Raw genomic sequence first — 24,507 nt, forward strand, 5'->3', positions numbered from 1 at the left:
AAATTCAAAAAGGGTATCAAGTAAATCTCCTTCACTTGATACATTTATGCAATATGTATTTTATGATAGCTTGCTTGTATTCTTACCGTTATTACCAATTTTCGTTGGGAAATTAACAACAAACACTTAAATGTCAGAAACCCCAAAAACAGAGCAGCCGGCCAAAGCCAGTGAACTTGCTGGGGCATTTGAATTGTTTGTCGAAGCCTCACAGGCTTTGGAGCAACAGTACGCGACCCTAAGCCGCAAGGTCGAGGACCTCAGCGCTGACTTGGTTCAAGCCAACGACCGCCTGACCGTCTTGCTCAACGCCTTGCCAGCGGCGGTGGTTCTGATTGAAAACGACCTCATCAGCCATTACAACCAAGCAGCCGCCCAACTGATCAATGGCCTGCAAACAGGCACCCCATGGCACACGCCTTCCAGTTGGCGGCCGGGCAATGGTCCTGACGAATACCATCTCAACACCCCCTCGGGCACACGCACCCTGCAAGCGCAGCGCGTGCAAGATGGCCAGCGAAGTGTGATTCAAATTCAAGACATCACTGCGAACTTGCGCACCCTGGAAGAAAGCGAACGCGTGGATCGTCTGGCCGCCATGGGCAAAATGTCGGCAGGCATTGCCCATCAACTTCGCACCCCCTTGTCGACCGCCCTGCTCTATTCCTCGCATTTGTGCACGCCAGATTTGGGTGCCGAAGACCGCGTGAACTTTGCGCAGAAGCTTCAAAATCAACTGGTTCATTTGGAAAAAATGGCCGGCGAAATGCTGCAGTTCGTGCGTGCCAGACCGCAAAAAACGCAGATCATTGCCCTGGATGAACTGGTCCAAGAAGCCATGCAAACCCTTGAAGGTTTAAGCCAATCCAAAAAGGCCGTCATTCAAGCCGAGCTGAATGCCGCAGATTGCTTGGTCAGCGTAGAGCGGCCCTCCGTGGTCTCGGCCTTGGTGGCCATTTTGGAAAATGCCATTCAACATTCCAGCGATGGGCAGACCATCCATGTGCGCACACAGGCTGACCATTTGCGCGGCATGCTCACCATTGAAGACAACGGCCCAGGCATTGCGTCCGATATGTTGCCGCGCTTGTTCGAACCCTTCGCCACCAACCGCGTAACGGGTACGGGCCTAGGCTTGGCCATTGCCCAAAACGCCATTCGCAGCCACCGCGGCGAAATCAATGTTCAAAACAAAGCCGAAGGCGGCGCCCTCTTTACCGTCGCATTGCCGAGCATGGCCAACCTCTAATTCAGTCGCAATCCATGTCCTCCATCACACCGTTCCAAATTCTCCTGGTTGAAGACGATACCGATTTGCGTGAAGCCATCAGCGTCACCTTGCGCTTGGGCGGCGTAGAACATCGCGCCTTTGAATGCGCAGAAGATGCCTTGCCCGCCATCGATCCCGAGACCGAACAAATGCTGGTGACTGACTTTAGGTTGCCAGGCATGAACGGCTTGCAACTGCTGGCCCAGGCCCGCGAACGCCATCCTCAACTGCCAGTGGTGGTGATGACGGCCTATGCCGATACGCAACTGGCAGTTCAAGCTTTAAAGGGCGGCGCCCGAGATTTCTTGATCAAGCCCTTCATGCCGCAGCAACTTTTAGAGGTGATTGCTCGTCACAACCCCAGCCCCAAGCCGGCAAAAACAGGGTTGGATACGGAAATCATTGCAGCCGACCCGGCAATTCTTGCCGTTAAGAACCGCTGTGAACGGGTGGCAGGTACCGGTGCCACGGTACTTTTGACCGGTGAATCAGGCGTTGGCAAAGATGTTTTTGCCAAACAAATTCACCAACTTTCCGAGCGCCGCAACAAGCCCTACGTGGCCATCAACTGCGCAGCCATCCCCGAAAACCTGCTCGAATCCACCCTCTTTGGTTATGAAAAAGGCGCCTTCACGGGTGCGGCCAAAGCCCAGCCTGGTAAGTTTGAACAGGCCAACGGCGGCACCCTTTTCTTGGACGAAATTGGCGAAATGCCACTTGAATTGCAGGCCAAACTGCTTCGAGTTTTGCAAGACCAAGTGGTGGAAAGGCTGGGCTCTTTGCGCTCCATCCACTGCGATGTGCGCATTGTGGCGGCCACCAACCAAGACCTGCAGCAGAGAGTGAAAGACGGCAAATTCCGCGAAGATTTGTACTTCCGATTAGCGGTCTTCCCCATCCGCATTCCACCGCTGCGGGAACGCCAAAACGACATCCTGCCCTTGGCTGAACATTTCTTGGTTCGCTACGGCCGCACCATGGGCCGCCAAGGCTTGAAACTGTCTGCCGCCAGCCAACATGACCTGACCCACTACGCCTGGCCGGGCAATGTGCGCGAATTGGAAAACGCCATTCAACGCGCCCTGCTTTTGAGCGACGGTGACATGATCGAGCCTGCCGACATTGAATTGCATGGCAGCCAAACAACTTCCCAGTCAGCTCCGTCAGCCACTTCAGCACAGCCAACCGCTTTGGATGGCACACCTCTTGCATACGTTTCAGACCAAGAAAGCACCAGTTCGGGTGCCCAAGACATGGACTCCATTGAAAGAGAACACATTTTGAAGGTTCTCAAACAAGTGGGAGGCAACCGCAAGGAAGCCGTGAACATTCTGGGATTGTCCGAAAGGGCTTTGCGCTACAAGCTCAAGGCCTACAAAGAAGCTGGTTTTCTTTTTGAATAAATTGAATTAAGATCCAACGCATGTCGAACAACGCACTCGAATCCTTGTCCAGCCAGATGAAAGTCATGGCAGATATGGCTGCGGGCCAGCTCAACTCAACGGCCGCCCTGCCCGCCGCTGGTGAGCCCGACTTCCAAGACGTCCTCAAAAAAGCCGTCTTGTCTGTGAACGAAGCGCAAAACGTGGCGCAAGCCAAAGTGCAAACTTTCTCCACTGGCGAAAGCAACATGACCCTTGAAGAAGTCATGGTGTCATTGCAAAAAGCCAACTTGTCTTTCCAGACCATGATTGCCGTTCGCAACCGCTTGGTCGATGCGTACAAAGAAGTCACCAACCTGCAGGTCTAAAGCTTCGGCTTAATTTGCGGGCGTCTCTGCAGCCTGAGGGTTTGCAACTTTCTCTAAATTTTTGGCAGCCACTTCTGCTTTCAGCTGCTGCATGTCGGCATCGTTCAACTTGCCATCCATCTCATAAGCCCAAGCCAGCACTTGCGCCACAGCCGCAAACAACTCGGGCGGCACCCAGGCGTTAACGTCTAGCTCCATCAGGAAAGCCACCAAGCTAGGCTCGGTGCGAGTGGGAATACCCAAAGCTTTCGCTCTGTCCAAAATGGCTTGCGCCAATTCGCCTTTGCCTTGCGCCAGTACGCGGGGTGCTGGCATGCCGGGTTTGTAACCCAAAGCCACTGCTTGCATGACGGTGTCAGGTGGTGCGCTAGCCATTGGGCGCCTCGGAATCATTCACCAAAGTTTCCAAACGGACATCTGAAATACCACTGGCTTTCAGGTCTTGCAAAAGGGACGACACATGATTTGTCCAATGGCCCTGCGCTTCGCTTGCGTGGGCAATTTGAAGTGACAAATCTTCACCCCATTGAGAACCCGTAATGCGAATGCGGCCCAAATTGGGAAGCTCAACTTCCACTTTTAAAAGGGCGCCTTTTTCCAATTGCGCTGGCTTGTTGGCTGCATTGCGCCAGGCATCTTCACGCACAATGCGCATGGGAACGCCTGGCGCCAAATCGGCTTGCCACATCATCTGACCTTGCGTTAGCATGTGCGCGGCTTGTTGCGCGTTGTCATTGTCTGGCTCTAACGCTGCCACCCATTTTCTGAGTTGGGCCGTGGTATTTTCCGACGAGGGCTGCGCTATGGCCTGGAACTCTTTCACCACGCCAAGAGAGTCGTGAACTTGCGTTTTTTGTTTGTTCGGCAACCAAGCTTCACTTAAACGTTGCGCGGCAAACGAATTACTGCTGGCAATTTGCTGATAGATGTTGACCAACACTGGCATCACATCGCCCGATGGCGACGGTGCTGCATCTGGGGTGATGCGTTGAATGCGCGCAAACTTGGTCAATGCCAACGCAATCCAAGTCGCCAAGCCCTGCGTCATTAGTGGATGCACTTCACCATTTCGCAAAGCATCGGGGTCTGGGCCTTGCGGCTCAAAACCTGTCAGGGCCAACACCTTGACTGGCTCGGGATCGGATGTTGCAGCTAAGGAGTTTCTAGAAGCCTGAGATGGATCACCTTGCAACACAGGTTGCGTCCATTGCAATGCAACTCGACTGTCTAGGTGCTGTGCGTCTTCAGGAATACCTGGCACCGCTGTAACAGGCGTCACAGGCTTGGCCTCTAACAACTGCGTCAGTGGCAGATGAAGGTCTGGGGTTTGAGCAGGAATGAACATGGGCCAAGCAATTGAAAAAGCTCAACCCTTCAGGGAAAGTTCCCCTTAGGCTGCCATGGCAGAACCCACTGATCGTGCTTCAGCGCCAGCCATACCCATGGGCTGATTGGCTGCTTCGAAGAGATCATTGGTGAGTCCGGCATGTTCACGCCATGCCTCTGCCAAGGGTTGCAATGCATTGATGACTCCTTGCAGCATGCTTGGATCGCGGCGAAGACGCGCTTGCATAATTTCACGACTGGCCCAGTTGTAAATAGCCGCTAAGTTTTCTGCAATTTCACCGCCTTGCTTCTTGTCAAGGCAGGCTTCTAAACCGGTCACGATCAAGTCAATGGCCTTGGTCAGAGACTCGGACGAATCTGCACCTTCGGCCATTTGCAATTGCGCACTGCGTAAATGGTCCAACAAACGTTCGTACACCATCACCACCAAGTCAATGGGTCTGGCTGACGACACAGAAGTTTCACGTTGTGTGGCCGCATAGGCACGATGAGAACGCATTGTCATGGCGATACCTTGGTACTTCAATTGTTTTTCTGAGAGGCGGTGAGGCCATCGAGTGCACTTTTAAGTGAAGTGCTGGTGCTGTTAAGTTTGAAAAGCAAAGCGTCAAGTGCTGCGTACTGAGCTGTGTATCGAGCCTGTACGCTGACCAATTTATCTTGCAGTGCCGTTTTGCGAGCATTCAAATCTTTCTGAACTTGCTGCTCGTTATCGATTCGCTCTTGCAATACGCCACCGCTGGTCAACATTTCTGTAATTCGTGTAGAAAGATCTTTGCCACCGCTGTAACCTATGACCAATCCGTTAGCCAGCCTAGATTGCAAAGTAGTTGCTTTGTTGAAAAGTGTGTCGTCTACAGCCAATTGACCGTTGTCTTGGAGTTTGATACCCAAAGCGGACAAGTCATTCGCACCGGCCAGCGCCGTTCCACCTGTGCCAGTTAATGGCGTCATAAGACCATTGAGCAACTCACGCATCATGCTGCTCACAGCAAAGTCGCTGTTCAAAATGCCACGCGTGGATGCGTCGGCGCTGGATTGGGTTTGTGCTTTATAAAAAGACTGCAGATCGTTATAAGCCTTGACCAATGCATCTAATTTTGGACGCGCAGACGATTCCGCCTGGGCTACCGTCAAAGTAATGGGCGCGGCGGTTTGCGCTTTAAGATTCAATGTAACGCCCGTTAAAACGTCAGTCACTGAATTGGAAGATCTCACAAAATCAATACCATTCAACTTGAAGTTTGCATCTTGTGCTGGCTGATCAATGCTTGCATTGGCAACACCCGTCAAATCAAAACTTGCAGACGTCCCTGTCGCTTTGGCCTTTAGTGACAATACATATTGGTTGGCTGACGTTCTAAAAACTGTGGCATCGGCCGCAGATTTAACTGCACTTTGACTTGCATTGTTGTACCAAGCCAATGCTGCTGCTTCATTGGTAAAGCCAGACACATGCCAAATTGCAGGCAGGGCTAACTGGCTAACTTCCACCTGATAACTACCCGCTACTGCAGTGTTATCCAACTGCGCAGAAGCTACGTTTTCATTGCTCACACTGGCAGACCACGCAGAAAAATTGCTGGGCGTTTGCAAATCATCAATTGCAGCTTTCAGCGAAGAAAGTTGCCCTTTGAATTGACCCAGAGTACTGATCTTGACATTGGACGTGCTGATTTTTGCATCAAGCTTAGTCAGAGGCTTGTTCTCAACCTCCATCAATTGGCTAACGATGCTGGCAACATCCAGCGAACTGCCCGTGGTGCTGGTTGTGGATGTAACGGCCATTATTTGAATACGCGCTGTGCGTTCAAGCTTTTTGGTTAACCATCACGCTGCCCAGCATCTCAAAAGTGCGCGCAATGCGAAGTAACTCTTCTGATGGCAAAGTTCGAATGACGTCACCTGAATCAGGATCAACCAACTGAACCACCATGTAGCCAGAAGACTCGTCTTTAGAGACCCGAACAGATCGCTGTTGAGAGGAAATGAAATGCTGTATGTCTTCCATGGCTGCTTCTGCAGCCTGCTTCACGTCCTGGCCAAATTCATGAATGCTAGCTTTGACCTGGACTGGCGGCGCACTGACGACCTTTGACACGGCCTCCGCATCTTTAGTGGGGGCCGGCTCATTGAGAATCGGTTGCGCCGCAAAAACGGCCGAACTCAGATTGACATTTTGTACCGGATCCATGGCTTCACTCCGTGAGGAAACCCTGCTCGCAGCCTAAAGGCCACGAGCAAGAGATAACCCAATATTACTTCAAAAGTGTCAGGATCACATTAGGCATTTGATTGGCTTGGGCCAACATTGCCGTTGCTGCTTGCTGCAGGATTTGACCTTTTGTCAGTGCAGCAGTCTCTGCAGCGTAATCAGTGTCGATCACGCGACTTTTAGCAGCTGATAAATTACCAGACAACTCCGTAATATTGCTGACTGTGTAATCCATCTCATTTTGATAAGCGCCCAATAGGCTCCGCTGGTCATTGAGATTTTTAATGTATGTTGTTGCCTGCGTGATAACACTATTAAATTGTGCAGTAGTCGGGGTTGTTCCGTCTATTGCCTCAACAGCAGAATTCACATCATTTGCTTGCCCAGTTCCGCCTGAAGACATCTGAAAATAGTTTGCCTTAATAATGGCGTCTGTTGTTGTCACACCATCAATTTTGGCAGCATCACCTGCACCACCGGTAAATGTATGCGGAACATAACTTCCATTCACGGAAGTGAAAACAGTTTTTGTCGCTGCAGCATTTGCAGTTAAGTAAGCATTGTCAATTGCAGTGTAAGTTGGTGTTCCAGAACCAAGACTCTTAAATGCAACTTTACCCAAATTTATGACATCGGTTGCTTTCTGGCTATTTTGAATCACAAATTGTGTTCCAGTGGTGACAGATTTATCTACACTTAGCAATGGATTACCGGCAAAGTTGGTTCGGTCGGAAATTAAATTAATTGCTTTAATCAATTCTTGCATCTGAGTCTTAATGACCAATCTTCCATCAGAATTCATCGTTTCTGTAGCTGCTTGTGTAGCAAGGTTCAACATTTTTTGAGCCATGTCCTGAGCTGCTGCAATTGCACCTTCAGCGGTTTGCACCATAGAAATGCCGTCATTCAAATTGCGGATGCCCATGTTGGCGCCGTTAATTTGTGTAGTTAGTAAATTAGCCACACCCAAACCAGCCGCGTCATCACGCGCACGGTTAATGCGCAAACCAGAAGACAAGCGCTCGACTGAGTCGGCCATCTTGCTCTGTGCGCCCAAAAGATTCTTAGAAGCCCACAAAGAGGCAACATTGGTATTTAAAACAGCTGGCATGAAATGCTCCTGATGAGTTTGGAAGATATCGGGGGCTGCTTATCCAGTGGCCCTCAGGTAGATTTACGGCCACCCATCCAAAAGCGTTTAGCGTTTTTAAAAGAATTTGTGATTTCCCTCTATAAATCGTTAATATCGATAGAATTAACACCCATAAATGAATACTTTTCTGTCCAAATTCACGGAGTATTTGAGGCCGTCCGCTCAAGCCGCTGTACCGGTCTTGGTGCTGCTCATCCTGGTGATGATGCTGGTGCCTCTGCCGGCGCTCCTTTTGGACATGCTGTTCACGCTCAACATTGGCATGGCCATCATGGTGTTGATCGCTGCGCTGAACATCAAGAATTTCAAGGACTTTGTGTCCTTTCCCACCCTTTTGCTGGTGACCACCCTGATGCGTTTGTCGCTGAATGTGGCGTCTACGCGCATTGTGTTGTTAGAAGGCCACTCTGGCACCGACGCCGCCGGTAAGGTCATTGAGGCTTTTGGCAAGTTCCTGATTGGGGGCAATTTCACGGTGGGCGTGGTGATCTTTATCTTGATCACCATCATCAATTTTGTGGTAATTACCAAGGGTTCAGGCCGGGTGGCCGAGGTTTCAGCCCGCTTTGCCCTAGATTCCATGCCCGGCAAGCAAATGGCCATTGATGCCGACCTGAATGCCGGCCTGATCAAGCAAGACGAAGCCAAGCAGCGCCGGGCCGAGGTGGCCCAAGAGGCCGACTTTTTTGGCTCCATGGACGGTGCCTCGAAGTTTGTGCGCGGCGACGCCGTGGCGGGCATTTTGATTCTGATCATCAACCTGGTGGGCGGATTGGTCACCGGCATGATCACGCACAACCTGAGCTTCAGCAAAGCGCTCACTATGTACGGCACGCTCACCATTGGTGACGGTCTTGTAGCGCAAGTTCCGGCTTTGATCATTTCTACTGCAGCAGGTATTTTGGTCACCCGTGTGGCCACGGAAGACGATTTCTCTGAGCAACTGTCAAAGCAAATGAACAGCAACCAGAGCGCGCTGTTGATTGCGGGCGGTGTGCTGGGCTTGTTGGGCTTGCTGCCCGGCATGCCGCATTTCACGTTCGTGATTTTTGCGGGCTTGTTCATTGGCTTGGCTTATCTGATTCGCCGTAAAGCGGCCAATGTGGCCAAAGAGACTGCGGTTCAAACCAAGAGCGAAGCTGGCCGCCAAGAACTCGGCTGGACGGATGTGCCGGTGGTGGAGCCCTTGTGTTTAGAGCTGCCCTACCGCCTCATTCCCATGGTGGACAAAGGCGAGGAAAGCGATTTGATCAAGCGCATTCGCGCCATTCGCCGCAAGTTCATCAACGACATGGGTTTCCTGACACCCTCAGTGCACATTCGTGACAACCTGCAACTGCCTGCAGAAACCTACCGGTTCTTGGTCTATGGCGGTGAAGTGGGCCGCGGTCAGTGTTTGCCTGATCGTTTGCTGGCTATTGCGCCTGAAGGTTTAGACCCCATGCCTGGCCTTCAAGTACGCGACCCCTCGTTTGGCATGCCCGCTACTTGGATTGACGTGAAGTCTAGAGACTTGGCCATTAGCCGAGGCCACACGGTGGTGGAGCCTGCCGTGGTGATGGCCACGCACTTAGACACTTTGATTCACCGACACGCCAATGAATTGTTGGGCCGCCAAGAAACACAAGAGTTGGTGGACCACTTCAAAGGCAGCTTCCCCAAACTGGTGGAAGACGTTATACCGAAGGTGGTGTCCTTGGCTTTGTTGCAGCGTTTGCTGCAGCTGTTGCTAGAAGAAGGCATCAGCGTGAAAGACTTGCGCACCATCATTGAGGTGGCCGCCGAACATGCGCCCAAGACGCCTGACCCGCTGGACATTCTGCCTATGGTTCGCCAAGCCTTGCGACGCACCATTGTTCAGCAGGCCTTGGGCAGCACTTTGGAAGCCCGTGTGCTGGGCGTGCAGCCAGAGTTTGAGCGCCTCATTGAACAAGCCATTGGCGGCGCTGCAGTGGCACCCGACGGCGTGATTGAACCTTCATTGATGCGCCTGTTGGTGACAGAAATTTCCACCCACGTGGACGCCATGGAAGCCAAGAACTTGCCGCCCGTGATTGTGTGCAATCCCCGCACCCGCTTGACGTTTGCGCGCATTGTTAAAAAAATACGCAGTCAGGCGCACGTGCTGGCCATGACCGAATTGCCTCTGGAAACAAATTTGACCTTTGAAAAGTTCATTTGTTCTCAGGCCAGCCCCACCTAAAGCGGAGTAGTACATGGGTCCCCAAAAATTCATCGCAGCCAACACCACCGAAGCGCTCAAGCTTGTGCGCCAGCAAGTGGGCGGGGATGCCATGGTGCTGTCCACTCGCGACACACCGCAAGGCGTAGAAATTGTGGCCATCTCACCCGAGGCTTTGAGCAGTTTGTCGCAACGCAAAGAAGGCGCCAGTTCAGATTTTTCTGCGCCAACGATTACGACTTCTATTTCCACCACTTCAAATTCTGTTTTTTCACCAGACACCAGCAATACCGCTGCAGGATTTCCTGCGCCAGCTGCTGTGCCCGCCTCTGCAGCTGACAACCCCACAGCGCCCCAAGTTGAAAAGTTGCTGGCCGAGTTCTCTGCTGTGAAGCAACTTTTGCAAACGCATTTGTCAGCCCGCGCTTGGGATGACATTCAAGCGCAATCGACTGATAAGGCAGAGGCCTTGCGCATTTTGTTGAACGCTGGTTTTTCTCCCCAACTGTGCGGTGAATTGGCCGATGAATTGGCGGCACTGCCTGCAGACCCGAACACACGTTTGATCGATCGCCTGCAAAGTTTGTTAGAACCCAAAATTGAAACACTGGACCCCTTGTCCGTGTTTGATCCAGGCGGCATCTTCGCGTTCATTGGACCTACTGGCGTAGGCAAGACTACCGCCATTGCCAAGATTGCGGCACGCTGTGTGCTGCGGTATGGCCGCGACCAATTGGCCCTGCTCACCACCGATACATTCCGCATTGGTGCGCAAGAGCAACTGAAGGTGTATGCCAAGATCATTGGCGTGCCAGTGGTCACCTTGCGCGACAGCGACGACCTCACCACCAAACTCAACAGCATGAAAGATCGCCGCGTCATCTTGCTAGACACCGCCGGTGTCAGCCAGCGCGATACGCAAATGCTGGAGCAAGCCAAGTTGCTGCTTGAAGGTGCACCTTCGTTGAAACGCATTTTGGTAATGAGCAGCACCACCGACTTGCGCACCCAAGAAGATGTGATCTTGATGCATCAGATGGCCACGCAAAATGAAGCGCAGAAAGCACTCATTGGCGCCATCATTACCAAGACCGATGAAGCCGCACAAATTGGCCCTGTGGTGGATTGCCTCATTCGTCACAAACTGCCGCTGATGTTCTTGGCCAATGGCCAGCGCGTGCCAGAAGATTTGAGCCAAGCCAACACAGCTTACTTGAGCCACCGCGCCTTGCATCCCCGCAGCATTTCTGGCCGCATGGAAATTCCTGATGAGCAAATTTCCATGCACCTCATGGACCAGCTGAACGACTGGATTAAGAATTCGTGATGAGTGACGCGCAGTCTTCCGATTTGATCGACCAGGCTGCTGGGCTGCGCTATTTGTTTGGCAACGCCACGGCGCCAGTTCATGTGCTGTGCTGCCCTTCTAGGCCAGCTCTGACCCTGCCCTTGGTAGATGCACTCAGCAAAGATTTGACGAACGACGGCCAAACCATATTGTGGGTTGACGAAGTTGCATTGAACGACAGAGAGCACTGGCCACTGCCCTGCACTGTGAAGTTTGATCTGTCCAAAAGCATAGAAGGCCATGTGGCACTGGACCAAGGCGTGACCATGCTGTCACCGTCACTTTGGTATGGCTTGTCTTTGCACACCCATCGCATTGCAAGGCCCGTTCAGCCTTTGGCAGCACGCTTAATCAGCAGCAATGTTCGCTTTGACAGCATTGTGGTAAGTGCCGCTTCCAGCAAGCCTGAAAGTTTTGCCAAGTATGGCGCACAGATTCACTTCACGGCTGTGAGTGCTTGTTCGGAAGATCAGTTGCAGCAAACCATGACCTGGATGCAACAAGCACAAGCCAAATGCACCGCTGCTACTTGGGGCATTGTCTTGGCAGGTGACACAGATCAACTGGCGCAAGCTCAGAGTTGGCTGGCACAAACTGCCAAAGCGCACTTGTTGAGAAACGTGCAAGTATTGGGCACTGTGAACACCGAACGAATGAGTGCCGCCTTGGCGGGTGCTTGGACCGGACTGCCAGAGCTGACTGCAACTCTGAAACGCCATTTGCTGATCAACCACTGACATGGCCACCAAGTATCAGCAAGACCTGGGTGAGCAGCTCAAAAAATACCAACCGCTGGTGCGCAGAATTGCGTCACAGATTGGCTCACGACTGCCCGCCAATGTGATGCTGGACGATTTGATTCAAGAAGGCATGACGGGTTTGTTGGATGCGTTGCAGCGCTATGTGCCTCAGCCGAATCAAAGTTTTGAAAGCTATGCCAGCATGCGCATTCGGGGCGCCATTTACGATGCGTGCCGCAAGGAAGACATCTTGCCGCGCAATCAACGTGACAAATTGGACCAGCTGGAAAAAGTAACGCAACGCTTGGAGCAAAGTTTGGGGCGCTTGCCGTCCGAACAGGAAGTGGCGAAAGCCGCAGGCCTGGAATCTAACGAGTACTACCAAGTGCTCGACAGTCTGTTCAACGTGCTGCCCATTGACGACATTCCTGAAAACTTATTGCCCGCTGATTTATCGGCCGACCCGCTGGAGAAGTTTTCCAGCAAACAGTTTTTAGGGCAAGTCGTTGAGATTTTGAAAGATCTGCCAGAGAACCAAAAGATGGTGGTGGCTTTGCACTATCAGGAAGATTTGTCGTACAGAGAAATTGCTGCAGTGATGGACCTAACGCCCGGCCGCATTAGCCAGCTGCATACCCAAGCGATGATTTCAATTCGCGCCATGTTGGGCGCGTGAGCTGTGGCAGCTTAGAACTTGCCCAACAACTGACCGCCACCCAAGAACGACACACCGCCCTCGCTTGAGTAGGTGGCACCCGCAGAAGATTGCGCAGCATAAGCTTGCAGGGCCGCATTGCGCTGCATGGCCAACTTGATCAGGTCTGTGTTGAGCTGATGGTCATCGCGGGCTTGCGTTAAACGGGTGTTGAGTTGTGTTTGTTCGTCTTCGGGCAGCGTGGCAATGAACTGGCGCAAACCTTCCACACCACCGGGGTAGTCTTCCAGTGCCTTCAATGCCATTTGGCTGTTCAAGATGGCAGATTCAAGTCCGGGTAGCGCGTGGTTTTCTAATGTGGTTCGCAGTTCGGACACGGCGGTTGCAACCTGCTCGACCAAATTGTGAGCATGTTGAAGACTCATGTGTGTTGAACCTTTAAATTCAGGAGGGATTAGCCGCGGCCTGCACGAACGGCAGCCACTGCGTTGCCCAACAAATTACCGGCCACTTTTTGGTAGTCAATTTCAAAGGTACCTTCAGCAATGCGCTGGCGAATTTCTTGCACCAAGTCGAGGTCTAATTTGTCGGCGCTGGCAGCGCTGGCGGCCACGGGTTGCGCTTGGGCCACTTTGGCTGCATCGCTCAGGCCGATAACAACAGCAGGTTCGGCTTTGCCGCCTGCAGGTTGTTGCAAAGGCGCAGCAGCAGAACCACCATTCAAGCCAGTGGCCTGTGGTTGTCCCAATCCTCGTACATCATTTACTTTGATAATCATGCCGCACCTTAATCTATCAACACTTCCACGGCACCCTGGGAAACTGCGGTGCCTTGGACAATTTTACCGTCAGAAATTCGAACTTTGACAGAGCTACCCAAAGCAGCCGCCGACATGGCCTGCCCCGAGGTGTCGATGGCAAAGCCTTTGCCCAGCAAAGTGACCCGAACTTGGTCTCCCGATTTAATTACGGCGATTGGCTTCAAATCGTTTAATCGGAGGGGGGTTTGCGCCTGAATGGGGCGGACCAACTCCATGTTTTTGGTCTGTTCTAGGTCTTCCAGCAGGGTGTCACCCATCTTGGTCAGGTCGCCTTCGGCCCATTGCAAGTCGGCCACAGTCAGGGCTTGGCCCTTGCGCAAAGCCTGGTTGGCGACCAGATATCGGCCTTTCACCATGACATACACGCTGACGGGACGCACCCAAGGCCGGCCCTCCTCGCAGTTCAGCGTCAAAAAGAGCTTGCCCCAGGCGCGGTCGCGATTTTGCAAGCTGACCCTGGGCTGCTTCTCGCACATAGGCAGGTCATTCCTTGGCTCGGTCCATTGCACCGAATAGTCGCGCCCTTCCAAAGAAGGATGGGCTTTGAGAAACCGAACGACGGCATCCCTGGCTTGGGAAGTCCAGCCTGCCGCCAAGGCCGAGGTGCTCAATAGACAAGGCAACAACATGGCGCCCAGCAGTCGAAGCAAGCCGAGGGTCTTCATTGCGGCCCTAAGAAATAATAAATTTCACCGGTGCCGTCTAGCGCCACACCGCAAACACCCTCTGGCCGCTCAATGCCCTTAGGCACTTCAAAAACATTCATGTTCTCGGCGGGCAGCATTCGGTCAACTTGCAGGTTCTGGTTGTCGATGCCTGACCGCAACATCAGAGTTCCTGTAAAGCTAGCATCTTCAGAGTCGGGTTGAAATTGCACAAACTGCCCTGCGGCTGCCACGTAGCGTTGCGCGTTTCGCATGAAAGGCATCATGCGCATGCGGGTGAGGCTGCAAGGGAACACCAAGCGAAAACCTTCTGGGGTTCGTTTAATGTGGCCTGCCACTTTTTTAAGGCACTCGCCAATTTGCATATAGTCATCATGCGACAGGCTGGGTGCAACCCAGTCCATGTAAATGGTCAGGCTTCTAGACTGCGCCTTGATGCTTTCTGCCTTGGCGCCGAAGTCTCGCAAAGCGTCGAGTTGTTCAAGCAGCGCTGCGTCTAACCAAATGTCCACCATTTCGTGGGCAGACAGTGGAAACAATTGCGCCAACGGCACTTGGCCCACGCGCAATGACCAATCTTGCAATTCACTGAGCAAGGCGTCCATTTGACGAACCGTGCGTTCGTCGTCACGCTGATTCACAATGCGCGCGTTTTGAATCAAGCTGAGGCCTTTGAGGCGCAGCGCTTTGAAGCCAGGATCTGCAGCGCCCACCAGTTGCGAGCCCACTGCCTTGGGCATGACGGCCTCAAAGTTACTGAGTGACGCAGAGTCTCGTGTGACCAACACTTGCAGCCGAGACAACCAAGGCTCCCAGAGTTTGAGCTGCTTCTCTGCGTTGGGCACTTGGCCCAGCTGAATGTCTTTGATGACTTGAGACACTACGGGCAACAAGCCATTGGCCACATCGATCACGCTGGGTTGACCCAGCGTCATTTGGCGCGCCACATCATCTATGAGACCCGCCACAGTGTCTAACCCTAATATGGACAGCGCTGCAGACAAGTCACGACAGTGCAATGCACCTTGCATCATGTCATCAGAGCCGCCGCGCAAGCTGTGCTGCAAACCTTCCAAGCTGCGCTCGGCATCGGCCACCACCAAACTTAAATGATCATATCGGTTGGTTGACACGCAGCCTCCCGACTTCATTTTCTGAACCCTCTAATTCAAAACGTCGACCTTCTGGCACATCGCCAACAGCCAATTGCAATCGACCCGACAGCTCTTGCAGGTTCATGGCAATGCGCTTGGCTGACGCTTTGAGGTTGTTCACTTGAGACAACAGCTGTTCAATGTCTTGGCCATCACCCTGCGCTTCCGCTTGCTGCAAGCTGTCTTTCAGCAAGGCCACTGAGCGACCTAGGTCGCGCGCTGTCACGAAAACCGTTTGCACAGCTTCGGTAGTGAAAGCCAAGTCATAAACCAAGTTCTCGTGTGTTTGGCCACTGCAAAACTGAAGGTGAATGTTGAGCAACTTTTCGCGCAACAAGTTCAGGTCACTTTCCAGTTCAGCTTGCATGCGCGTGGCAGCACCCCAGGCTTGCTCTTCCATGCTTTTGGGCGGCGCTTCTGCGGGTGATGTGATGGCTTGTTGCATATATTTCAACTTGTCCGTCACGAGCGAAAACTCTGCAGCCAATGCTTCAATGCGTGCAATCGATTGTGTCAAAGGGGCATCCACAGCGCGAACGGAAGCTTCAAGTTGTTGCGTCACTGTGAGCCATTGTTTTGACAGCACGCCCAGTTGGCGACGACGTGTCAAATGACCGGCGGCTGCTGTCAACAAACCAAGCACCATCAAACCAGCGCATGTCATCATGCCTTCAGACACCGATCCCGGAAAAGCCAAACGTGACCAATGGAAAGGAGGTGATGCCAATATGGCTTTAGGCTCAGGCGGCAACTGATTCACAGCAGAATGCAAACGCTCTTGCACCAAAATAACGCGAGCCCAAGTGTCGTCTGCAGTTCGGAGGGACTGCATCACATCATTTTTTGAGAGAAATGCCAACATGTCTTTGGCCACTTTGGCTTTGCCCACGTCTTGAATTTGTTTGGCGTCCAATTCAAGGGCGTCCAATTGGGCGCTGATCTCGCGCCAGTGCGTTTTAGATTTGGCCAATTGGTCCCAAGTGAAAGGCAAGCTTGCTTTGGCGGGTGCATCCGCGGGTAAACCCAGTTGATGCCATTTCAAAACGGCCGCATACAAAGCTTTTGCAGGCGTACCCTCTGCGAATTGCTTTGGATTCACGGGACCTTTGGGTCGATACAAACCAAACAACGCATCACGCAAACTTGCATAGCTCATGAGCATTTCTTTAGACTCGCTCAATATTTTGAGATCATCTAACATGACGTTCACTTTGCCTGGCCAGTTTTGAGCGTCTTTGGTGTCGGGTGCAAGGCGAAGGCCTGCGGCTGCTTTCTGGCCAAACTCTAGCAAGGGCGCTTGCAAAGAAGACAATTGCTCGAAAAGCTCAAGGTTGATTTCTTGGTCTGCTGACACAGCAGTAGAAAGACGCGCAACGACTTCCAAAACTTGGGCATGCGCTTCAGTTAATTTTTCTTGTGTTTTGTCTGGTGCAGGTGCTTCAAAGTTGGCGCCAATCCAAAGGCTGGCGATGACGGTCAAGGTGGCCAACCAAATGCTCACAAACAACGCGGACCAAGCACGGCCACCCAGTTCTTGCTGAACTTGTGCGCTGAGTTTGCGAGCCTCAAGCATGCATTGCTCCGCGGGCTTGTATCAAAAGCCAATCACGACCATCATGTTGCACGGAGGTTGATTTCAGCTCATCCCAGAAAGGGCCCAGCACTTGATGCACACGGCATCCGATGGGTGCGCTGCCAGGCACATTAACAATCAGCGCCCAGCGAAATTCTTCTTGCACCTGGCTGGGCACAGGCTGAGCGCCCAAATCAAAGCATTGCGAGAAGGATCTCATGAAAACTGGGGCACCGTCATGGACTTCAACATCTAAATCGGACTGTGCCGCGTGCGCATTAGAAGGTGATGCCTTGAAAACTGATGCAATGCTAGACAAAGGCAAAGCATAGAAGCCCCCTTGCCACTGAACGCCGATCCATTGGACCGAAGGGCCCCAAGTGGCGGTCGCTTGGCTTTCGCTAGGATCTGAAGGTATCTGCATAGATAGCCGTCATTCTAATGCTGTGCTGTACTCGCTTGCTCTTGATTTTCTAGCTGTGTTTCAAAGTAACGCTGCGTGCCATAAGCGATGGCCGACATTAAGGCCGCAGTACCGATCAACAAGCTAAAAATGATGCCAAAAACAGTAAACCAGTTGCTTTTACCTGCCAAATCCTTGGGATCCGCTTGAGGGTTGAATTGCGCATTCCATTTCTCGGGTGTAGACAAGCCATAAACAATGGCTTGCAAGCTACACGCAGCAATGTGGATGCCAAAAATGGGCAGCAAAACCCAACTGAGTGTGTCGTCCAGACCATAGGCCTGAACACGCTCGAAGCCCCAAACACCCAAGGCAGTAGGGATCGGCATGAACCATCCCAAGGTATCTTGGAGACCTTTTAAATAAAAGCGATGAATTCCCAAAGGGCCCAACACAAAAGTTAGCCAGGTTGCGAGTGTTTTGGATTTCATATAGTTCTTAACGACCTGCTTTGTCCCACGAAACTGATGCGCGCAATAAGCGCTCCACATCGCGTTTCATGTCAACGACAGTTTTGGCATCATCTGGATAGTTGAAGCGCATCATCCAGTTTCCCATTGGATCGATTAAATACAAGTGCTCTTCAAGCGCACGGCCATTTGCAGGCGCCAGCCATTGAGACAGTTGATCTGCAGGCACACGCAAAACAGTTGCTCCCTCAATGGCCGAGAGGAGTTCACCCTTGGGTGCGGCTTGATCGTTCAGCAGCCAAACACGGTCCAAACGGTCACTTTCTTTGTTCAACAATTTGTGCAACTGGCGTTGAACAAACAACAGGCGCTCGCACTTTTCACCGCATTCGCCCGAGCCCACGGCCACCAGTAGCCACTGCCCCTTGAGAGTGACGAGCGGTGTTTCTTTGCCTTGAAGATCTTTGGCACTCCATGCCGGCAGCATGCGTTGTGGCTCAATCAATTCACCGTGGTGCACACGTCCTTCAGGACGGATGACGTAGTAAGTTAAATAAGACAAAACAACAGGTGCAGCGCATGCCAAAAGCACCAACATCATGTACAAACGTCCACCCCGCGTCCGCGAGGATTCAGACAAGGAACTGGATGTGGGTTGCGGTAGATCGTAGACCGTCAAACCAATTGGCTTCAAGTCATCAGGCGATTTGGGGTCAGACATGTTTTCGTTTTTTCCAGACTTGGAACCAAGCAAAGAGAATGAGGGTTAAAGCAGACAAAGCAAACCATTGAAACGCATAACCGCGATTTTTATCGGCACCCGAAATGGATTTTGGCCATTCGCGGAGCAAGCCATCGGATGCGTCGTTTGTTTGCTGAAGTGTTGCAAGCATTGGGAGTTTTGTCTCAAGACCAAACTCTTGTAAGTCGATATTTTGCCTGAGCAGATTAAACCCTTCTTTGACGGGGGCAGGTGCGCCCAACTCCATCAATTTAGATGGTGAAGGAACAACCCGCCCTTGAAGGGTGACTTTGCCTTGAGGTGTTGGAACGGGCGGCAAAAAATCACTGCGCGCGCGGTCACGGGCAACCCAACCCCGTTGCACCAACAAAACAGGGCCATTGCTCAATTGAAAAGGTGTGAGGACAAAGAACCCTGTTTGCGACTTCATGCTGCGGTTGTCGAGGTAGACCGTGAATTGAGGCAACCATTGCCCATCCAGATCTGCACTTCTTTGCATCCAATCTTCGGGCACGACCCCAGAAGCCCAGTCGTCGTTAAGCAAAGCAGGCTCTAATTGGCGTGCCACTGTGATGGCATTCAGTGTTTCTTTGGTTTGTGCACGACCCAATTGCCAAAAGCCTAGCTTGGCTGTGATGCCAGAGACCAACAATGTTGCCAGCAGGATGACAAACCAAGTTTTTGAGAACATCCCAAAATTTGCCCTTTCAGAAGTCATGTTCGAAGTGCTCATCAGAATGTTTGAAAGGTGCTGGCCATTTGAAAGGATAATAGCAGGATGAAATATTGGATCATCGTTGCCTTGATTGGCATTATTGGCAGCTTGCTTGCAGCTGGTTTGTTCATGGTTCGCGGCGGGCCCGATGAGCAAGACAAGGCCAAACGGATGGCCAATGCTTTAACGTGGCGCATCGGCATCTCGGTCTTTCTATTTTTGACTATCATCTTCTCGTACGTCATGGGTTGGATCCAACCCACCGGCATCCCAGTCGGCGCATAAAAAAAGCCCCTTGAAGGGGCTTTTTTAATTGAATTCTGTTTAGAACCAGTACACCACGATGTACAGGCCCAACCACACCACGTCCACAAAGTGCCAGTACCAAGCAGCACCTTCAAAACCGAAGTGGCTGTCAGCTGTGAAGTGACCTTTTTGCAAACGCAATGTAATGACGAGCAACATCAACATGCCCACGAACACGTGGAAACCGTGAAAGCCAGTCAACATGTAGAACGTAGAACCATAGATACCAGAAGACAGCTTCAAGTTGAGGTCTGAATAGGCGTGAGCATATTCGTAACCTTGGCACAGCAAGAAGATCACGCCCAGTAAAACCGTCATCCACATGAATGCGATGGTTTTGCCGCGATTGTTTTCTCGCAACGCATGATGCGCAATGGTCATAGTGACACCCGAAGTCAACAACAAAGCCGTGTTGATGGTTGGCAACCAGAAGGGACCGACAGTTTTGAATTCTTCAATGATCTTGGCTGGAGAGGCTGTTGCGCCGGCGACCATGCTAGGCCAGTCCGCTGTAAATCCAGGCCAAAGAAGGCTGTTAGCTTCGCCGCCCAAATTGGGAACAGCGTGAATGCGTGACCACCACAAAGCGCCAAAAAAGGCCGCAAAAAACATCACTTCGGAGAAGATGAACCAGCTCATGCTCCAGCGGAAGGACTTGTCGATGCGCGCACCGTATTGACCATGCAGGCTTTCGTCGATGGCATCACCAAACCATTGGTACAAGGTGGTCAACCAAATGACCATGCCCATCAACAAAGCATACTTACCCCAAGGACTGTCGTTCACCAATTGGCTTGCGCCCATGATGACGAAAAACAAACCCAAAGATGCCATGGCAGGGTGCCTGGATGGGGCCGGCACATAGTAATGTGGGGCGTTGGCGTGCGAATTGGCACTCATAACTCTTCTCCTACTTAACTCGTGACAAAGTTGACCACGAAGGCCAAAAACGAAACAAACAATAAACCACAAATAATGCCAACGATGACAATTTGCAGAGGTTTGACAGTCAAGAGATCTTGACGGTGCTCAGAACCTTTGCGAATGCCAAAGAAGGACCATGCAACCATGACAAAAGCGCGTAGTAATGATGGGCTTGCCTTAGGGGCTTGCTCAAGATTGCTCATACGCTAGAACCTACCTCAAAAAATGTGTAAGACAAAGTGATGGTCTTCACGTCTTTGGACATTTTGGGGTTGATGTAAAAAGTCACAGGCCAAAGCTTCTTTTCTCCGGGCGCCAGGGTGTACTGATTGAAACAGAAACACTCGACTTTGTTGAAGTAAGACGCCGCCTGTTGCGGGGCATAACTTGGAATGGCTTGCGCTGACATGGTGCGATTTTGAATGTTCTGAAATTCAAACATCACCGTGACCAGCTCGCCAGGATGCACATTCAATGAACGAGTCATGGGGGCAAAGTTCCATGGTCCCCGTACGTTGGTGTCAAACTCCACTGAAATGGTTCTGGAGGTGTCTACCTGCGTATTGAGGGGCATGCCCGCTCGACCATTCATGGAGTTTTTAGACTCGCGCTCGCTCAGTGACAACACATTGGAACCCGTCCACTCACAAAAAGCTTCGTAGAGGGGGACCAACATGTAACCAAATGCAAACATGCCCAAGCTCACCATGAGGAGCTTACGCATCAACTGAAAGTTGGTTTGCATGTTGGTTGTACTGTTAGACAGGTTTGGAATTAACCAATGACCTTGTTGGCGTCAGCATTCAGCTTGGGCGGTGTTTCGTAAGTGTGATGTGGGGCTGGTGAAGGCACTTCCCACTCCAAACCTTCCGCACCTTCCCAAGGTTGTTGAGCAGCTTTTTCACCTTTACCGAGCATGCAAGGCAAGACGATGAAGAAGAAGAAATAAACCTGCGCAAAACCGAAGAAGAATGAACCGACTGATGCAATGGCGTTGAAGTCAGCAAACTGCATGGGGTAGTCGGCATAGCGACGAGGCATACCGGCCAAGCCCAAGAAGTGCATGGGGAAGAATGTGACGTTGAACGCAATCAGAGTCCACCAGAAGTGCAACTTACCGCGTGCTTCGTTGTACATCACACCAGACCACTTAGGCAGCCAGTAGTAGGCGCCAGCGAACATGGCAAACAAGGAACCCGCCACCAACACATAGTGGAAGTGGGCCACAACGTAGTAACCGTCTTGCAATTGCAAATCGATAGGCGCCATGGACAAGATCAAACCTGTGAAACCACCCATGGTGAACACGAAGATGAAGCCCACAGCAAACAGCATGGGGGTTTCAAACGTCATGGAGCCTCTCCACATGGTGGCAACCCAGTTGAACACTTTCACGCCGGTAGGCACTGAAATCAACATGGTGGCGTACATGAAGAACAACTGACCAGTCACTGGCATGCCAGTGGTGTACATGTGGTGAGCCCACACAATGAAGGACAGAATCGCAATAGAAGCAGTGGCGTAAACCATTGAAGAGTAGCCGAACAACTTTTTACGTGCGAATGCAGGGATGATCTGGCTGACGATGCCGAAGGCTGGCAAGATCATGATGTACACCTCGGGGTGACCGAAGAACCAGAAAATGTGCTGGAACATGACGGGGTCACCGCCTGCTGCAGGATTGAAGAAGGTGGTACCAAAGTGACGGTCTGTGAGCGTCATGGTAATCACACCGGCCAACACTGGCATCACAGCAATCAACAAGAAAGCCGTGATGAGCCATGTCCAAACGAACATAGGCATCTTCATGAGCGGCATGTCAGGTGCGCGCATGTTCAAGATGGTGACGATGATGTTGATCGAACCCATGATGGAAGAAGCGCCCAGGATGTGCAATGCAAAAATTGCAACGTCCATGGAGGGGCCCATTTGCATGGTGAGCGGTGCATACAGCGTCCAGCCAGCAGCAGGTGCGCCACCTGGCATGAAGAACGTAGAAGACAACATCAATGCAGCAGGAATCATCAGCCAGAAGCTGAAGTTGTTCATGCGGGCAAAGGCCATGTCGGATGCACCAATTTGCAAAGGAATCATCCAGTTTGCAAAGCCCACGAAGGCCGGCATGATGGCGCCAAACACCATGATCAAACCGTGCATGGTGGTCAATTGATTGAACAACTCGGGGTTGACGATTTGCAAGCCAGGTTGGAACAACTCAGCACGGATGAGCAGCGCCAAAACGCCACCCAACATCAACATGGTGAATGCAAACAACAGGTACAAAGTACCAATGTCTTTGTGGTTGGTCGCGTAGACCCAACGGCGCCAGCCGTGGGGGTGATGATCGTGGTCATCGTGAGCGTGTGAATCGACAAAGCCGCCGTCAGAATGGGAAATGGAACTCATGGTTTACCTCAGTCTTTCAACTCAATCACTTCTTTTCAGAAACAGGCGCTTGGGCTACTTGCGCAGCTGGAGCGGCTTCATTCTTGGCTGCAGCAGGAGCTGCTTCAGCCTTTTTCTTTTGGACCCAAGCTGAGTAATCAGCCTCGGACAGAACTTGCACATTGATAGGCATGTAAGCGTGCTCTTTACCGCACAACTCTTGGCACTGGCCATAGAACATGCCTGTGCGCTCAGCCAAGAAATGGGTGTCGCGTACAAAGCCTGGAATAGCATCTTGCTTGATACCGAATGAAGGCACAGCAAATGCGTGAATCACGTCGGAAGCTGTTGTGATGATTCGAATCTTTTTGCCAACAGGCACAACCAAGGGATTGTCGACTTTCAAGAGGTAATCATCGGGCATGTCACCCTTAGCACCTGCGTTTGACAAGATGCGGTGTGAATTGTCCAAGGATGAAATGAAGGAGATGCCCTCGCCTTCGCCTTTGATGTAGTCATAACCCCAACGCCACTGATGGCCTGTGGCCTTGATGGTGAGGTCAGCATTGGAAGTGTCTTTTTGCGCAATCACTGTTTTGGTGGCGGGAATGGCCATGAAAATCACAATGATGAAAGGCGCCAGGGTCCAAGCAATTTCAACTTTGACAGACTCGTGGAAATGGGCAGGCTTGTGACCCAATGATTTGCGGTGCTTAAAGATGGAATAGAACATCACACCAAAAACAGCCACGAAGATGACCAAGCAAATGATCATCATGAAAACGTGCAAGCTGGCTTGGTCTGCCGCCAACTTGGTTGCGGGTGCATGCAAATTCAATTGGTTGACTGCGGGGCCGCCAGGCAAGTCTTTGACAGCATAGGCAGACGATGTCAAACCAGCCAAAGCAAACGCGCTGCAGTTGGCAATTTTTTTCCAATGTTGGCTCAATTTATTCACTTTAAATCCTCGAAAAACAGGGCAGAAGATGACCAACCGGTATCAACGGAATTTGGACTGAGGAACAACTTTGAGTTCCCCTTGTTGGCTGCCCAAATAATCTGCAATCATTTTGAGCTCGGCCAAAGAATATTGCTTTGCAACGCCGCCCATGACAGCATTGTTACGACCCCAAGTGCTAGAGCCTTCTTCTTTGTAAGATTTCAGTGCCATGTACAAGTAGTCCTTGTGCTGACCGGCCAGCTTGGGGAAATCGGGCGTGGTGGGCTTGCTGTAATTGGCACCGTGGCAACCAGCACAACCGCCTTTGGTCAACAATTCAGCAACCTTTGCAGGCGCAGGGGCAATTTGATCGGGTGCTGGCAAGGTGTTGCCATGCAATTCGTAATAAGCCGATACATCAGCCACATCCTGAGGTGTCAAACCCAAAGCAACACTGCGCATGGTGGGGTGCTTGCGCTCACCAGTTTTGTAGGCATTCAATGCATTGGCAATGTACTTTGCACCTTGTCCAGAAATCATGGGCACTTTGTAGACGGATGGAAAGCTGGCTTGGTAGCCAACAATGCCATGGCAACCAATGCACATGGCAATTTTTTTCTCTCCAGCCTGAACATCACCCTTAAGGTCTTGCGCGACTGACATTTGGCCAGCCATGCCCGCGAACAAAGCTGCCGCAATGGCAAAAGATTTGAAACTCATGGGACGCATTCTGAAAAAATTAGTTGTGGT

28 protein-coding genes and 1 pseudogene are annotated in these 24,507 nt (G+C 51.7%); 8 read left to right on the forward strand and 21 right to left on the reverse strand.

The annotated features are described in order from the left end of the window. Window positions 1-130: 130 nt before the first annotated feature. The 3 genes from B9Z46_RS04325 to fliE are packed head-to-tail and all read left to right on the forward strand — an operon-like array spanning window position 131 to window position 3,020. A complete protein-coding gene (locus B9Z46_RS04325; RefSeq protein WP_108254651.1) occupies window positions 131-1,249 on the forward strand; it encodes a PAS domain-containing sensor histidine kinase in 1,119 nt (372 codons plus the stop codon). 14 nt (window positions 1,250-1,263) lie between these two features. Further along, a complete protein-coding gene (locus tag B9Z46_RS04330; RefSeq protein WP_108254652.1) occupies window positions 1,264-2,673 on the forward strand; it encodes a sigma-54 dependent transcriptional regulator in 1,410 nt (469 codons plus the stop codon). Between the two features lie 20 nt (window positions 2,674-2,693). Then, complete coding sequence (gene fliE / locus B9Z46_RS04335; protein ID WP_108254653.1) at window positions 2,694-3,020, forward strand: flagellar hook-basal body complex protein FliE; 327 nt, start codon at window positions 2,694-2,696, stop codon at window positions 3,018-3,020. Between the two features lie 9 nt (window positions 3,021-3,029). Here the strand turns inward: fliE and B9Z46_RS04340 are convergent, their stop codons facing one another. The 6 genes from B9Z46_RS04340 to B9Z46_RS04365 all read right to left on the reverse strand — a co-directional run bounded on the left by B9Z46_RS04340 (window position 3,030) and on the right by B9Z46_RS04365 (window position 7,693). Further along, a complete protein-coding gene (locus B9Z46_RS04340) occupies window positions 3,030-3,395 on the reverse strand; it encodes an EscU/YscU/HrcU family type III secretion system export apparatus switch protein (RefSeq protein WP_158268397.1) in 366 nt (121 codons plus the stop codon). Next, on the reverse strand, window positions 3,388-4,365 hold the full coding sequence (locus tag B9Z46_RS04345) for a hypothetical protein (RefSeq protein ID WP_108254655.1): 978 nt from the start codon (window positions 4,363-4,365) through the stop codon (window positions 3,388-3,390). The genes B9Z46_RS04340 and B9Z46_RS04345 overlap by 8 nt, the downstream gene beginning before the upstream one ends. 45 nt (window positions 4,366-4,410) lie before the next feature. Beyond that, window positions 4,411-4,872 carry a flagellar export chaperone FliS gene (gene fliS / locus B9Z46_RS04350; protein WP_108254656.1) on the reverse strand — a complete coding sequence of 154 codons (462 nt, stop codon included), beginning with the start codon at window positions 4,870-4,872 and terminating at the stop codon, window positions 4,411-4,413. A 17-nt stretch (window positions 4,873-4,889) separates the two neighbouring features. Then, window positions 4,890-6,155, reverse strand: coding sequence for a flagellar filament capping protein FliD (gene fliD / locus B9Z46_RS04355; RefSeq protein ID WP_108254657.1), 1,266 nt, complete (start codon window positions 6,153-6,155; stop codon window positions 4,890-4,892). 22 nt (window positions 6,156-6,177) lie between these two features. Next, entirely contained in the window at window positions 6,178-6,561 is a 384-nt protein-coding gene (locus tag B9Z46_RS04360) for a flagellar protein FlaG (RefSeq protein ID WP_108254658.1), read from the reverse strand. 64 nt (window positions 6,562-6,625) lie between these two features. After that, a complete protein-coding gene (locus B9Z46_RS04365) occupies window positions 6,626-7,693 on the reverse strand; it encodes a flagellin (protein ID WP_108254659.1) in 1,068 nt (355 codons plus the stop codon). Between the two features lie 157 nt (window positions 7,694-7,850). On the opposite strand from B9Z46_RS04365, the gene flhA reads away from it, so the two are divergent. The 4 genes from flhA to B9Z46_RS04385 are packed head-to-tail and all read left to right on the forward strand — an operon-like array spanning window position 7,851 to window position 12,681. After that, window positions 7,851-9,938, forward strand: a complete 2,088-nt coding sequence (gene flhA / locus B9Z46_RS04370; RefSeq protein ID WP_108254660.1) for a flagellar biosynthesis protein FlhA — start codon at window positions 7,851-7,853, stop codon at window positions 9,936-9,938. 13 nt (window positions 9,939-9,951) lie between these two features. Then, the gene (flhF, locus tag B9Z46_RS04375; RefSeq protein WP_108254661.1) at window positions 9,952-11,244 is read left to right on the forward strand and encodes a flagellar biosynthesis protein FlhF; all 1,293 of its coding nucleotides are present in this window, start codon (window positions 9,952-9,954) and stop codon (window positions 11,242-11,244) included. Continuing rightward, complete coding sequence (locus tag B9Z46_RS04380; protein ID WP_108254662.1) at window positions 11,244-12,002, forward strand: hypothetical protein; 759 nt, start codon at window positions 11,244-11,246, stop codon at window positions 12,000-12,002. Before flhF ends, B9Z46_RS04380 begins: the two co-directional genes overlap by 1 nt. Window position 12,003: 1 nt before the next feature. Continuing rightward, window positions 12,004-12,681: a FliA/WhiG family RNA polymerase sigma factor gene (locus B9Z46_RS04385; RefSeq protein WP_108254663.1), complete on the forward strand. Its 678-nt coding sequence runs from the start codon at window positions 12,004-12,006 to the stop codon at window positions 12,679-12,681. A gap of 11 nt (window positions 12,682-12,692) precedes the next feature. Here B9Z46_RS04385 and B9Z46_RS04390 read toward each other — a convergent pair whose 3' ends face one another. From B9Z46_RS04390 to B9Z46_RS04430, 9 genes are read right to left on the reverse strand one after another with little or no spacing between them, the layout of a single operon-like run. Continuing rightward, on the reverse strand, window positions 12,693-13,085 hold the full coding sequence (locus B9Z46_RS04390) for a hypothetical protein (protein WP_108254664.1): 393 nt from the start codon (window positions 13,083-13,085) through the stop codon (window positions 12,693-12,695). A gap of 29 nt (window positions 13,086-13,114) precedes the next feature. After that, window positions 13,115-13,438, reverse strand: a complete 324-nt coding sequence (flgM, locus tag B9Z46_RS04395; protein WP_108254665.1) for a flagellar biosynthesis anti-sigma factor FlgM — start codon at window positions 13,436-13,438, stop codon at window positions 13,115-13,117. Window positions 13,439-13,446: 8 nt separating this feature from the next. Continuing rightward, window positions 13,447-14,145, reverse strand: a complete 699-nt coding sequence (gene flgA, locus B9Z46_RS04400; RefSeq protein ID WP_108254666.1) for a flagellar basal body P-ring formation chaperone FlgA — start codon at window positions 14,143-14,145, stop codon at window positions 13,447-13,449. Next, entirely contained in the window at window positions 14,142-15,278 is a 1,137-nt protein-coding gene (locus B9Z46_RS04405; protein ID WP_146179220.1) for a hypothetical protein, read from the reverse strand. Before B9Z46_RS04405 ends, flgA begins: the two co-directional genes overlap by 4 nt. Further along, on the reverse strand, window positions 15,259-16,872 hold the full coding sequence (locus B9Z46_RS04410; protein WP_108254668.1) for a hypothetical protein: 1,614 nt from the start codon (window positions 16,870-16,872) through the stop codon (window positions 15,259-15,261). The genes B9Z46_RS04405 and B9Z46_RS04410 overlap by 20 nt, the downstream gene beginning before the upstream one ends. Further along, entirely contained in the window at window positions 16,865-17,296 is a 432-nt protein-coding gene (locus tag B9Z46_RS04415) for a hypothetical protein (protein WP_108254669.1), read from the reverse strand. The genes B9Z46_RS04410 and B9Z46_RS04415 overlap by 8 nt, the downstream gene beginning before the upstream one ends. A 14-nt stretch (window positions 17,297-17,310) precedes the next feature. Further along, window positions 17,311-17,766 (reverse strand): NINE protein, encoded by a 456-nt coding sequence (locus tag B9Z46_RS04420; protein WP_108254670.1) that lies wholly within the window; start codon window positions 17,764-17,766, stop codon window positions 17,311-17,313. A 7-nt stretch (window positions 17,767-17,773) separates the two neighbouring features. Beyond that, window positions 17,774-18,466 carry a hypothetical protein gene (locus B9Z46_RS04425; protein WP_108254671.1) on the reverse strand — a complete coding sequence of 231 codons (693 nt, stop codon included), beginning with the start codon at window positions 18,464-18,466 and terminating at the stop codon, window positions 17,774-17,776. Then, window positions 18,459-19,178: an SURF1 family protein gene (locus B9Z46_RS04430; protein ID WP_158268398.1), complete on the reverse strand. Its 720-nt coding sequence runs from the start codon at window positions 19,176-19,178 to the stop codon at window positions 18,459-18,461. Before B9Z46_RS04430 ends, B9Z46_RS04425 begins: the two co-directional genes overlap by 8 nt. A gap of 87 nt (window positions 19,179-19,265) precedes the next feature. Between B9Z46_RS04430 and B9Z46_RS04435 the strand changes: the two genes are divergently transcribed. After that, a complete protein-coding gene (locus B9Z46_RS04435; RefSeq protein WP_108254673.1) occupies window positions 19,266-19,487 on the forward strand; it encodes a twin transmembrane helix small protein in 222 nt (73 codons plus the stop codon). Window positions 19,488-19,526: 39 nt separating this feature from the next. Here the strand turns inward: B9Z46_RS04435 and B9Z46_RS04440 are convergent, their stop codons facing one another. From B9Z46_RS04440 to B9Z46_RS04465, 6 genes and pseudogenes are all read right to left on the reverse strand, one after another. Further along, window positions 19,527-20,408, reverse strand: a complete 882-nt coding sequence (locus B9Z46_RS04440) for a cytochrome c oxidase subunit 3 (protein WP_055360060.1) — start codon at window positions 20,406-20,408, stop codon at window positions 19,527-19,529. 14 nt (window positions 20,409-20,422) lie between these two features. Continuing rightward, on the reverse strand, window positions 20,423-20,635 hold the full coding sequence (locus tag B9Z46_RS04445) for a DUF2970 domain-containing protein (RefSeq protein ID WP_055360059.1): 213 nt from the start codon (window positions 20,633-20,635) through the stop codon (window positions 20,423-20,425). Continuing rightward, window positions 20,632-21,177 (reverse strand): cytochrome c oxidase assembly protein, encoded by a 546-nt coding sequence (locus tag B9Z46_RS04450; RefSeq protein WP_108254674.1) that lies wholly within the window; start codon window positions 21,175-21,177, stop codon window positions 20,632-20,634. The genes B9Z46_RS04445 and B9Z46_RS04450 overlap by 4 nt, the downstream gene beginning before the upstream one ends. A gap of 29 nt (window positions 21,178-21,206) precedes the next feature. Then, window positions 21,207-22,838: a cytochrome c oxidase subunit I gene (ctaD, locus tag B9Z46_RS04455; RefSeq protein ID WP_108254675.1), complete on the reverse strand. Its 1,632-nt coding sequence runs from the start codon at window positions 22,836-22,838 to the stop codon at window positions 21,207-21,209. Between the two features lie 100 nt (window positions 22,839-22,938). Next, window positions 22,939-23,745: pseudogene (gene coxB, locus B9Z46_RS04460) on the reverse strand (cytochrome c oxidase subunit II); the annotation flags it as partial. A 72-nt stretch (window positions 23,746-23,817) separates the two neighbouring features. Further along, window positions 23,818-24,486 (reverse strand): c-type cytochrome, encoded by a 669-nt coding sequence (locus tag B9Z46_RS04465; protein WP_108254677.1) that lies wholly within the window; start codon window positions 24,484-24,486, stop codon window positions 23,818-23,820. Window positions 24,487-24,507: the final 21 nt, after the last annotated feature.

Origin of the sequence: Limnohabitans sp. Hippo4 (assembly GCF_003063605.1) — a bacterium.
In the GTDB taxonomy this organism is placed as follows: domain Bacteria; phylum Pseudomonadota; class Gammaproteobacteria; order Burkholderiales; family Burkholderiaceae_C; genus Limnohabitans_A.